The organism is Paenibacillus rigui, from assembly GCF_002234615.1.
In the GTDB taxonomy this organism is placed as follows: domain Bacteria; phylum Bacillota; class Bacilli; order Paenibacillales; family NBRC-103111; genus Paenibacillus_S; species Paenibacillus_S rigui.
This window is the reverse complement of sequence record NZ_NMQW01000018.1, coordinates 19,746-30,979: the sequence shown is the minus strand read 5'-3', so window position 1 is coordinate 30,979 and position 11,234 is coordinate 19,746. Positions and strand designations below refer to the sequence as shown.

Sequence of the window (11,234 nt, the reverse complement as noted above, 5' to 3'; positions counted from 1 at the left end):
TCCAGTTTATCCTTGGAAGGAAGGAACATCTACGTATAAAATCAACTTGTTTTTTATAAAATTTCACACTACTGAAAAGGGAGTCAAGGCACATGAATGACGGACTGATTTCGATGAAGCTGCCGCCGATGCCTTATTTCATCACAATCGGCGAATCCACCTTCAGACCGGGTGAGCAGCACCCAAGCCGCCGGAAGCTCGGCATCTTTGACCTGCTCTTCGTTGTCAAAGGCGCCCTGTACATGGGAGAGGATGACCGGCACTGGACCGTTGCAGAGGGTCAGACGCTGCTGCTGCTTCCGGATCGTTACCATTATCCGGTTAAGCCGTGCGAGACGGAGACCGTCTTTTACTGGATTCATTTCGATTTTCCTGGGGTATGGTACGAGGAGGCCCGCCACATCCATGACGGGGAAAGTGATATCCATCCGGTTCGGCAAACCTGGTCCAATCCTTATCAGCTTCGGATTCCCCAATACGCCTCACTGCCGGAATTCGCTCTGGCCGAGCGTCATTTGCGCAAGATGCTGGCTGACTTTAAACGGCACCGGTCAGCTGCGTACTGGAACGGGCAGCAGCTGTTCCTCGAGCTGCTTCGTCTGCTGGAGGAGCAGCTCGCTGGAAAAGAAGGCTCGCCAGCAAAGGAACTGGCCGATCAGACAGAAGCTTACCTGCGCCAGCATTATCAGGCCGAGGTGACGAATGGAACGCTTGCCGAGGCGCTACGTTTTCACCCGAATTATATCGTCAGATGCATGAAAGAAATATACGCATGCACGCCGATGGAATATTTGCACCGATACCGCATGGAGCAAGCCAAGCTGCTGCTGGTCAAGACGGAGTGGCCGATGACGCAAATCGCCGAACACGTTGGCTTTCCGAATACTCCGTACTTCTCCAACTGCTTCAAGCAATACGCCGGGATCTCGCCGATGCGGTTCCGCAAGCAGTACTTGCCGTAGTGGCTACTCCGAACCATAAGCATCCAGTAAATAATCCATGATCTCGTTCAGCCCGGTTGGGGACCAGCTCATCCCGATCCAATTCGGGGTAAACCGTATTTGATCATTCCGCACCGCCTTCATCGTGCTCCACGCATCGCTTGCCAATAACGCAGAGAATGCGGCCTCCTCCTGGGGTGAAACATACTGCTTGTAGATCAGCAAATGATCGGTTTCGAAGGGAGGCACCTGTGCAAGCGTAAATTCCTTGCTTCGTTCATGCTGGGGCACACAGCTGCCCGGCTTCAGCCCAAGCTCCTTATACAGCAAGTGGTTCAGCGGGTGGTCGATCATGCCATACATGCGGATTTTGCCATAATAAAAACGCAGAATGGACAGCGTCTCCTTCCCAATGGCGTGAGCGAGCACTTCACGGGTATAATTCACCTTGAGCTCCATCTGGTCAAAATTGTACCTGGCCTCCTGTTCCCGCCCAATGAGCTCGGCGATTCTCCAATGATTTTGACGCCAGTCCATCGTGAAATCCAGACAAATCGTTGGAGCAATGTCCTTGAGCCGGTCATAAAACGGCAGGTGACGGTAGTCTGACAGGATCATGTCCGGCTTCGCTTCCCGTAATGCGTCCAGCTGCACTTGAACAAAGCTTCGATGCTCCTCCGCAGTCAGCTGTTTAATGGTATATCCATTCATTTCATATAAGGCTTCCGTCCCCAAAGTGCGGAGATTTTCCTGGTATCTGTAGCAGGAAGCCACACCCACCCGCAGCTGCTTGCGCTTCATATAGATGGTAGGAGAAAGACCGATCGTCCTTTTGAACATCCGGCTAAAATAAAATTCATTGCCAAAGCCGACGGATGCGGCTACGTCCTGAATCGGGAGTTCCCGCTTCAGAAGCGCCTTCGAGCTCTCGATCCGGATTTGATTCAAATACTGGACCGGAGTAACGCCTTTGGCCTTCTTGAAGCTTCTCGAATAGGAGGTCTCGGTCAAGCCAGCGATTTCCGCCAGGGTATCCAGTTTAATTTTTTCACTGTAATGCTTGTACATGTATCCAATGCTCTGGTCAATCCCATTGCCGGCTGCTTCACCCTGCCCGGCTAGCTCCTGCTGCAGGTCCTGGAAGAACATCTGGAATTGGCGCTGCACTTCATGGGCACCATCTGAAGACAGCCTGCTGGTGGCATGCAGCTGCTCCACCCGTTCGAGCCAAATTTTAGCAGTCGGCAATAGCAGCTTTCCCGATGGCAAAACCGATACACTGTCAAGGGAAGGCTGACATGACCATTCCCCCCTCTGCCGTGTCACCGTAACAGAACGCAGCGTCAGCAAATAATAGTCTACATAGTCGGATTCCAGCATCACTTCCATCTCGGTAGAAGGTTTCAGGAAAAAAATTTGATTGGGGCTTAAGGTAACCATATCGTTGTGAATCCGCACCATGCCTTCACCCCCGCGTACAACGCATAAGAGCTCAGCAGGTATCTTCGGAAATTGCAGGGTATGACGCTTGTAGAAGCGGCGTTTATGGATGGAGGACAAAAATATTAGAGGATAAGAATGCTTAGCAAACGAGGGCATAACATGTCACCTTTCCAAACAGCATTGAGAACCGTTATCATTAATAGTAGTATAGATGGTTTTCGCGCTGTTGGAAAGGCATATGCGGCTGGCGGCTTCATTTACAGGTGTTCTACAACGGTCAACCGTGCTTCGGCTGCTGTACGGGGTCTTGCAGGCGGAATGACCTCCGGATAACCGACGTGCAGCACACCGGCAATTTTCTCACCGGGCTGCACCCCGATGGCCTCACAGAACTTCGGTTGATAGCCGTAGTTGTTCGTTTTCCAAACGACGCCAAGCCCCTGCTCCCATGCGGCAAGCTGAAAATTCTGAATCAGGCTGCAGACGGCCGCGTAATCTTCGTCCCATACTTTTTGCCTTGGATCTTCCTTCAATACAATGACGAGATGAGCAGGAACCTGCATGAAGTATTCCCTTTTCTTCGCTCCGTGCTTCTCCAGATCTTCTCCCGAATACGTCTGCACCATCGCTTCCGCAATTCTGGCTCTGCCCTCACCCTGAAACAGGATGAACCTCCATGGCTCCCTGTGACCATGATTCGGAGCCCACACGGCTACATTCAAGAGCTCCGTCAGCAGCTCCGTAGGGACTGGATCGCTCTTGAATACGCGAACCGTTCTTCTCTGCTTGATCAGCTCCGATACATTTCCTTGAACCTTCGTATTTGTTTGTGTCATACCTGCCAAACCTCCTATGTGAGTTACCTTCTTCTAAGCTAAATTAGGCTGCCGGCTGTTGGCTCCCGACTGCGCTCTAAACCAACCGACTTGCGCCTCTTATCTTGCATTCCTTCTCGTATAAAGTAAATAGATGAAGAATGGCGCTCCTACCGCAGATGTAAATACCCCTGCAGGCACATCCAACGGGAGAAAAACGGTTCTCCCCACAAGATCCGCCAGCATCACGATTGCGCCTCCAAGCAGCGCGGAGACCGGCAGTACATTCTCGAAGCTGGGACCGACCAGCTTGCGTGCCATGTGCGGCGCGATAAGCCCGACAAAGCCGATCCCGCCTGCCACAGCAACGGCCGAGGCTGCAAGTGCAACGCTGAGAAGCAGGAGAAGGAGACGGTTCCTTTCGACCCGACTCCCGGCTCCCATCGAGATTTCGTCCCCAAGCTGAGAGATGTTGACATGGCGCGCGACAAGAAGACAACATGGAAGCAGTACCGCCGTCCACGGCAAAATCGTCAGTACGTTCTCCCAATTGGTGGAATACACGGAGCCGGTTAACCATAAATAAGCTTGAGCGGCATCGTTTTTCGGACTGAACATGATCATCATCGTGGTTGCTGCAGACATGAGTGACGACATGCCGATCCCGACCAGGATGAGCCGAAACGGGGTTACCCCGCGCTTCCAAGCCAACAGATACAAAATGGCGGAGACGGCAGTGGCGCCTGACATCGCTGCAAAAGGAAGCCAGCGAATGCTAAGGCCGCCGGCAAAATAAGTTAGGAAGGCCACGGCCGCAACAGAGGCCCCGCCCGTTACGCCCATCATATCCGGCGAAGCCAACGGATTGCGGACAATGCCTTGCAGCAGCGCTCCTGCCGCGGCCAGCGATGCTCCCGCCAGCAAGGCTACCGTAATTCTCGGCAGCCTCAGCTTCTGAATCACCAGTGAGTAATCTTCGGAGCCGGCTCCGAACACGCTAAGGATCACGTTCCAGGGAGAGATGTACAGCTCCCCCATACCTGTGCTGACGACAGCAATCAGCAAGCAGCTTAAGACCAGTAGTAAAGAAACCCAAACAGTCTTCTTATGCACCAGAATGGAAAGACTGCCCCGCTTAGAGCGCAAAGGAATGTGTGAATTCATGAGCGCGCCGCCCCCTTCCGTGCGATATACATGAAGAACGGCGCGCCGATGGCCGCAGTCATGACACCGACAGGCAGCTCTTCCGGGATCATTATGAAACGGGCTGCGATATCCGCTCCAAGGAGGAGGATTGCACCGAGCACCGCACAATAAGGAATGACCCATCGATGGTCCACCCCGGCAAAAAATCTCGAGACATGCGGAATGACAATCCCAATGAAGCCGATAGGGCCAGCTACAGATACCGAGCTTCCAGCCAACACAACGATGATGACGCCTGCGGTCACTTTGATCCCTATCGTCTTCTGCCCCAGCCCCTTGGCTGAGTCCTCTCCCATCATCAGCAGGTTCATATCCCGAGCGATGAGCCATGCCGCCACCCAGCACAAGGCCATATAGGGCAGCACCGCAAGCAGGTTATCGGGCGACCGTCCTGCAATGGTCCCGGTCAGCCAGTACAATACGGTATTTAACCCTTGCTTGTTCAGCACAAGAATTCCTTGTGTAAAAGACGAGAATAACGCCGTCATCGCCGCCCCGGCTAAAACAATTTTCAAGGGAGTCAAGCCATCGCGTCCCACCGAACCCAGCACATACACGATAATAGCTGCGCCTGCCGCTCCGGCAAACGCAAGCATCATCAGCACTTGCATGGAGGAAACCGAGAAAGCCACCGCTCCCAATACAACGAGAAAGGTCGCTCCTGCATTGACGCCCAGGACACTCGGTGCGGCAAGCGGGTTACGGGTTAAGGTCTGCATAAGTGCTCCTGCGATGGCGAGACTTGCACCGATGGCCGCTGCGATAAACGCTCTCGGCAGTCGGGTTGTTCGAATAATGACCTGCTCGGTTACTTGTTCGTCATAATGAAAGACCGCATCCCAGGCCGTATGCCAGTTATAGTTCACGGCACCGAGCAAGACGCTCGACACCATGCCTAATACCATGACAATGCAACCGGCCAACAATCCGCTCCATTTCCAATCCTTTGACTGTTTGCTTGCTATCATTTCCGAATCTCCTTGTGACACACAAATGAATGAGCATGCTCGCTCATCCATTGGGCTCTTTATCCTATTGAATATCAAAATATTTATACAAATCATCGAGCAGCGCTTTCGCCGCCAAGGCACCGCCGCTTAAATTCCATGTTATGGCATCTACTTTAAAATATTTATCATTCTTGACGCCCTTCAAGCCCTTCCATAATGGATGTGCCGTCCACTCGCTCTGGGATTTCGCATGATTAGGGTCGCTGCCGCTTTGGGTAATATCAAATATGAAATCGCCGTCAAGCTGTGACATCTGCTCCTTCGATGTAAGATTGACAACCGATTTCCCCTCTAGCTGCTGGGATTTCGGCCGGCTGAGCCCGAGCTCGTTGAAGATCGTCCCTGCGAAACCTGTGACGTAGATCCGTGCGCTGCCGTCTTTCTCAAATCGGATAAGGGACACTTCCGTATTGGAGAGCTTTCCGCCTGCCTTTTGCTTAAACTCGGCAACCCGTTGATCCCAATCGCTTAAAAATTTTGCCGCTTCGTCCTGCTTACTCAGAGCATCAGCAGCGATCTTCATATTTTCTTTCCAATTAAACAACTCTTCCACAATAACGGTAGGGGCGATGCTGTTCAGCTGGGGATAGATCTTCTCATGACGGCTCTTGGCTCCGATGATCAAGTCCGGCTTCAAGGCCAGGATGGCTTCCACGTTAGGCTGGGTCTCATCCCCCAGGTTCTTCACACCCTCCATCTGCGGACGCAAATAGTTGTACCATGGCTTCTGATCCCAAGATTCCACCGCTCCAACCGGTTTTACACCCAGCGCAATTACAATATCTACACCGCCATTGAACAGCACGACGACACGTTCCGGTTTCTTTTTCAGCGCAGCTGTACCCAATGCGTGTTGAATGGTTTTCTCCGTACCGGCTTGCCCAGGCTTCCCGTCTCCCGCAGACGGACTACCGCTGTTCTTCGCCCCGCCGCTTGCTCCGCATGCCGAAACGGCCAATGCCAGCATAAGCACCAGCATCATTTTGATCACTCTCATCGGTTGGTTTCCTCCCGTTATTAGACCCTCAAGTCCTTCATAGTTGATATTGATAATTATTATCAATTATAGAAGGCAAGCTTTGCCATGTACATATCTAATTTTAGCCGTTTTATATACTAAATCTGCCCTTAAGGAAACTGAATGATTACATGAACCGCATACAAAAAAGATGAATGCTTCCTCCGGCCGCCCGCAGCAGGCTCAGAGCCTCAAGCAAACAGAAGTATGCATTTTGAAGCACATACCAAGCTGAGGATGAACCATGCTCTTGAGCTTATTCGTAGCACCTCTCTTAACGTATCGGAGATCAGCAAACGGCTGGGGTATCAGAATCCTTACTATTTCAGCAGAGTGTTCAAGAAAGTATTCGGCGAGTCGCCCTCGGCTTATATGAGTCATTTCTACAAATCATGACATCCGGCAGGCTTAAGAAAAACCCGAGGCTACGCCTCAGGTCCTTGTCTAACCCAATACGTTTGAGCATGGGGGGAATGGATATGGGGCTCCAACCGTTTCTTGAAATCGTGTTTTTTAAATTTATGTAGCGATAATAACACGATTTCAAATACGGACGCTATCGCTTTTCCACCCCATATCCATTCCCTTTTTGTTCTACTTTGAGCTACCTTCGACTTCTTTTTTTCCTAACCGATCCTCAATCCGGTATTCATATCCATGTACACCCTTGTAATATTCGGGATACATCTCTCCACACTCCACCCTGAAATTTTATAAATTCTATAATGTTAAAAAGAAAGACGCCTTCCGGCGTCATAGCGAAGCAACATGCTCTAAACCAACAAAGCGGACATGCCCGGAGGTCTCCGGGAACGCCCGCCGTTCTCTTACACTTGCTTCAATAATAGAATGCTCCACGGTGCCAGTTCGATATTTAAATGAAGAACGCCATTCTCGTCAGCGGATAAAGCGGATTGGCGTGTGCGCTGTGACGCAGCTTTAAGCAATTGAGTCTGCTCCCGATTCGGCGGCTCAGGCAATCCCATGCCCTTCCATAGCGGGATAGCGTACCCGTGTTCTTCATCCACCGCTTCGACACGGAAGAGACTGTTCGGCTTGAGCCCGCTCAACTGCAATTGTAGTGAGCGAGGACGCCCTGATTGCTGTACCTGCTCGGCTTCCTCACGATTATTCGTTACCGGCGGCGCTGTAGGAACACTTTCATGATCATAGTTGTAGAATAACGCTGCAATGCGTCCATCCTTTGAAGATCGGGTGACAATGCCTTGCTCAACTCTGTCAATCTCGATATCTCCTAAGCGATTCAGGAAGCGGTACGCATGGAAGGTCGGTTTGACAATCCCTTGGAAGTTCACCATGCCGAAACCGCCATGAAATATGGAAGCGCCTGCGCCTTTCTCTTCGAATACATCTGTAAATGTCCAGTAAGACAACGAGTCGGTTAAAGATGCTGCGTCCAGATTAGCTTTCACCACATAAGCTGCAGCAGGCAGATGATCGTGGCTATGATCTCTAGGGGAAGGACTGGAGCTCCATTCGGTCAAATGAATTTCCGCCTCCGGAAAGGCACTCTCCTGCACGATACGCTTCAACAGCGTCAGATCTCGCCTAGTCGCCTCCACGCTGCGGCTATAATTGCGCCCGTTGCCGTGTCCGTCCAATGCAAAATCCGTCGGATACGGGTGGCAGGATACGAAGTCCACCGGTAATTGCTCTCGGCTGCAATACTCCAAAAAATCTTTTACCCAGACCGGTCTCCACTCCGCGTCGTCAATATTTGGCGAGGTGAACGTTTGATGCTTGCTCAGATCTTCTCTATCCCCATCGAACCGGTCATCCGGAACAAAGTTGCTTGTCGCAGGACCCCCAACCCGAAGCTTCGGATGAATGGACTTGATCGCCTGGACACTGCATTTATATAACTCGTAATATTGGGTACGTGTTCCTTTCCAGAACGGGCTCAGGTTCGGTTCATTCCACACTTCAAAAAACCATTGAAGCACTTCGTCGATCCCGTAGCGCTGAATCCAGTGCTGAACCGATTGATAAATTAGCTCGGTCCAAGCTTCATATGAGCTTGGCGGCGTCACGTTTCCTTTCCACCAAAATACGGTTCCTTCCCCGGATGCCAGATCCTTTGGAGTAAAGCCAAATTCCACAAATGGACGAATGCCCATATCGAGCAGGCGATCAAATAACTCGTCCACATACTGCCAATTGTGAGCTACCGCTCCATTCACTTCGTTGTATACGAACATATCGTCATGGAACAAGCCGTGGAAGCGGATATATTCAAATCCGCATTCCGATACCACCATTTGAAGCTGCTCCAGCCAATTGGCCCGCAGTCCCTCGTTAGCCCTTCCCGCTCCCACACATTTATTCCAAATAGGAGTCAGTTTCTTACCCTCTTGCGAAATATTGATCTCTTGTATCGTCAAAGTTATGCACATCCTTTATTGTTGACTGTAATGTATACCTTCGTAAAGTGGCTTATCATTGAGCATTGATTAGTTAACGGAGAACAATGAAAGCTATAGTGCCGTCAGCACATAGGTTCCGCCTGCCTCCACAGCAAACTCAATCAGCTCGCTGACGGGGTCACGCTCCATCACTTGAACGCCGCCACCTGTGGTCAGGGCAATTGCGGCATCTGTTCTTACCCGACAGATGCCGCCAAGACTTGAATGGATAACCGCTTGCTTCAATTGACCCCGTTCCCATGCCATCCGTACCTCGAAGCCCCCCCGTGCTCTCAGTCCTTTCACTTCTCCCTCAGACCATGCTTTTGGCAGTGCAGGAAGAAGATGTAGCTCTCCTGCATGGCTTTGCAGCAGCATCTCAGCTATCCCCGCCATGCCCCCGAAGTTGCCGTCGATCTGGAAAGGCGGATGATTGTCGAACAAGTTAGGAAGCGTTGATTTTCTCAACAGCTCGGATACATTATGATACGCCTCCTCCCCTCGTTCCAGCCGGGCCCAGAAATTAATGATCCAGGCACGGCTCCAGCCGGTATGGCCACCGCCATTCGCCAGCCTCCGGCGCAAGGTGACCACAGCCGCTTCCGCAAGTTCAGGCGTCCCCCGGACCGTGAACTGGTTTCCGGGATGAAGGCCGAATAAATGGGAAATATGCCGATGTCCCGGCTCTTTTTCCTCATAATCCTCGATCCATTCCTGTATTTGCCCATGCTTGCCGATACGCGGTTCAGGGAGATTCGCCTTTATATTCTCAAGCTGCGCTCGAAAAGCCTCGTCTGCCCCAAGCTGCTCACTTGCTTGTATACAGCTTGAAAATAATGCGTACAGGATTTGACTGTCCATGGATGGCCCCATGCACAAAGTACCGGACTCTCCGCTCGGAAGAATATATGTATTCTCAGGAGAAACCGATGGACATGTGACCCACTTGCCTTCAGGGCCTTGAATTAAGAAATCGACGAAGAACAGCGCCGCTTCCTTCATAGCCGGGTAGGCTTCCCGCAAAAAGCCCGGATCTCCACTAAATGCGTAATGTTCCCATAGATGCAAGCATAACCACGCCGCTCCCATCGGCCAGTACGATGCAGGTAAATACATATCCTGGGGGGCCGTGTCTGCCCAAATATCCGTGTTGTGATGCGCTACGAAGCCGCGACAGCCGTACATGCTCTCCGCGGTGCGTCTGCCCGGCGCCCGCATGCGTTCAATCAGGTCAAACAACGGCTGGTGGCATTCGGATAGATTGCAGCTTTCCGCGAGCCAATAATTCATCTGCGTATTGATATTAATAGTATACTTGCTGTCCCAGGGAGGAAGCATTTGGTCGTTCCAAATGCCCTGCAGATTGGCCGGCAATGAACCGGGACGACTGCTGGAGATGAGCAAATAGCGGCCGAATTGAAAATAAAGCTCGAACAAGCCTGCATCTTCTTTCCCCTCTTTAAATCTTTTCAGACGCTCATCCACAGGCAGTTGGCTTAAACAGTTCTCCTCCTCGGCCCCCAGCCGCAGGATTACCCTGTCATACAGTTCCCGATAGTCGGACAGATGGCGCTCCTTCAGCTGGTCAAAGGACAGCGATGAGGCTTTGTCCAATACAGAGAGGCATTGCTCACCCGGTTGCTCATAACGAAAGGAGGTCGCCGCCGTTAACAGAAGCGTAGCGCTATCCGCACGTTCTATAAGCAGAAACTCACCGATAGCCGATAGCTTTCCTCCATCCGTTGAGGCCTTCACACACGTAGAGCTATCGAGGAAGCCCGTATTGGCATGTAGAAACAAAGTATCGTTTCCAAGCCGACCCACCTGGTCGATGTGACGGTTTTTCGTTCGAGTTAACCGAATACGGAAAGAGAGCGAGCCGGGCTTGTTCGCCGTCAACCGGATGGCCATCACTTGATCCGGATAACTTGTGAATAATTCCCTTGTAAATGTCGTACCGCCGACTTCATAACGGACCGAGACCGAGCCTGTTGACAAATCCAAAGCACGTACGTACTCGGTTACCTCTCCTTCTTGTCCATGAAAATGAAGCTGCAGGTCAGCGAGAGGCATATAGTGCCGCTGACTTTCCGGGGTGCCTGAAAAGGCAGTAACCGCCAACCCGTGCGCTTCCTGCAATTTCCCTTGCATGATCAGCTCTCGGATCATGGGAAGGTTAGGCAACGCATCCGGATTGTTCCGGTCCATTGGCCCACCATACCATACGGAGTCTTCATTCAGCTGAATACGTTCCTTTGCAACATGACCAAACACCATAGCCCCCAACCGTCCGTTGCCCAGGGGGAGTGCATCGTTCCAATTTTCAGCGGGCTTCTGAAACCAAATTGTAGAATCCTTCATTATGATCTGCTCCTATT

General features: G+C 51.5%; 9 protein-coding genes. 2 read left to right on the top strand and 7 right to left on the bottom strand.

What is annotated here, in order from left to right:
* The first annotated feature begins 92 nt into the window (after positions 1-92).
* On the top strand, positions 93-962 hold the full coding sequence (locus tag CF651_RS13650) for a helix-turn-helix transcriptional regulator (RefSeq protein ID WP_094015422.1): 870 nt from the start codon (positions 93-95) through the stop codon (positions 960-962).
* 3 nt (positions 963-965) lie between these two features.
* On the opposite strand, the gene CF651_RS13645 is transcribed toward CF651_RS13650, so the two are convergent.
* The 5 genes from CF651_RS13645 to CF651_RS13625 all read right to left on the bottom strand — a co-directional run bounded on the left by CF651_RS13645 (position 966) and on the right by CF651_RS13625 (position 6,412).
* A complete protein-coding gene (locus tag CF651_RS13645) occupies positions 966-2,402 on the bottom strand; it encodes a helix-turn-helix domain-containing protein (protein ID WP_179232803.1) in 1,437 nt (478 codons plus the stop codon).
* 239 nt (positions 2,403-2,641) lie between these two features.
* Positions 2,642-3,220, bottom strand: coding sequence for a nitroreductase family protein (locus tag CF651_RS13640; RefSeq protein WP_094015420.1), 579 nt, complete (start codon positions 3,218-3,220; stop codon positions 2,642-2,644).
* A gap of 99 nt (positions 3,221-3,319) precedes the next feature.
* Positions 3,320-4,363: a FecCD family ABC transporter permease gene (locus CF651_RS13635; RefSeq protein WP_094015419.1), complete on the bottom strand. Its 1,044-nt coding sequence runs from the start codon at positions 4,361-4,363 to the stop codon at positions 3,320-3,322.
* Positions 4,360-5,373, bottom strand: a complete 1,014-nt coding sequence (locus CF651_RS13630) for a FecCD family ABC transporter permease (RefSeq protein WP_094015418.1) — start codon at positions 5,371-5,373, stop codon at positions 4,360-4,362. The genes CF651_RS13635 and CF651_RS13630 overlap by 4 nt, the downstream gene beginning before the upstream one ends.
* Before the next feature lie 64 nt (positions 5,374-5,437).
* Complete coding sequence (locus CF651_RS13625; protein ID WP_094015417.1) at positions 5,438-6,412, bottom strand: ABC transporter substrate-binding protein; 975 nt, start codon at positions 6,410-6,412, stop codon at positions 5,438-5,440.
* A 228-nt stretch (positions 6,413-6,640) separates the two neighbouring features.
* Here CF651_RS13625 and CF651_RS13620 point away from each other — a divergent pair, with 228 nt between their 5' ends.
* Positions 6,641-6,829 carry a helix-turn-helix transcriptional regulator gene (locus CF651_RS13620; RefSeq protein ID WP_094015416.1) on the top strand — a complete coding sequence of 63 codons (189 nt, stop codon included), beginning with the start codon at positions 6,641-6,643 and terminating at the stop codon, positions 6,827-6,829.
* Positions 6,830-7,260: 431 nt separating this feature from the next.
* Here CF651_RS13620 and CF651_RS13615 read toward each other — a convergent pair whose 3' ends face one another.
* Both CF651_RS13615 and CF651_RS13610 read right to left on the bottom strand, forming a co-directional pair.
* Positions 7,261-8,835 carry a GH39 family glycosyl hydrolase gene (locus tag CF651_RS13615; RefSeq protein WP_218827844.1) on the bottom strand — a complete coding sequence of 525 codons (1,575 nt, stop codon included), beginning with the start codon at positions 8,833-8,835 and terminating at the stop codon, positions 7,261-7,263.
* A gap of 93 nt (positions 8,836-8,928) precedes the next feature.
* The gene (locus CF651_RS13610) at positions 8,929-11,217 is read right to left on the bottom strand and encodes a glycosyl hydrolase family 95 catalytic domain-containing protein (protein WP_094015414.1); all 2,289 of its coding nucleotides are present in this window, start codon (positions 11,215-11,217) and stop codon (positions 8,929-8,931) included.
* Positions 11,218-11,234: the final 17 nt, after the last annotated feature.

Bases quoted from the DNA above. Each gene is read 5' to 3' on its own strand.
- CF651_RS13650 (WP_094015422.1), top strand. From the start codon at position 93: ATGAATGACGGACTGATTTCGATGAAGCTGCCGCCGATGCCTTATTTC.
- CF651_RS13645 (WP_179232803.1), bottom strand. From the start codon at position 2,402: ATGGTGCGGATTCACAACGATATGGTTACCTTAAGCCCCAATCAAATT.
- CF651_RS13640 (WP_094015420.1), bottom strand. From the start codon at position 3,220: ATGACACAAACAAATACGAAGGTTCAAGGAAATGTATCGGAGCTGATC.
- CF651_RS13635 (WP_094015419.1), bottom strand. From the start codon at position 4,363: ATGAATTCACACATTCCTTTGCGCTCTAAGCGGGGCAGTCTTTCCATT.
- CF651_RS13630 (WP_094015418.1), bottom strand. From the start codon at position 5,373: ATGATAGCAAGCAAACAGTCAAAGGATTGGAAATGGAGCGGATTGTTG.
- CF651_RS13625 (WP_094015417.1), bottom strand. From the start codon at position 6,412: ATGAGAGTGATCAAAATGATGCTGGTGCTTATGCTGGCATTGGCCGTT.
- CF651_RS13620 (WP_094015416.1), top strand. From the start codon at position 6,641: ATGCATTTTGAAGCACATACCAAGCTGAGGATGAACCATGCTCTTGAG.
- CF651_RS13610 (WP_094015414.1), bottom strand. From the start codon at position 11,217: ATGAAGGATTCTACAATTTGGTTTCAGAAGCCCGCTGAAAATTGGAAC.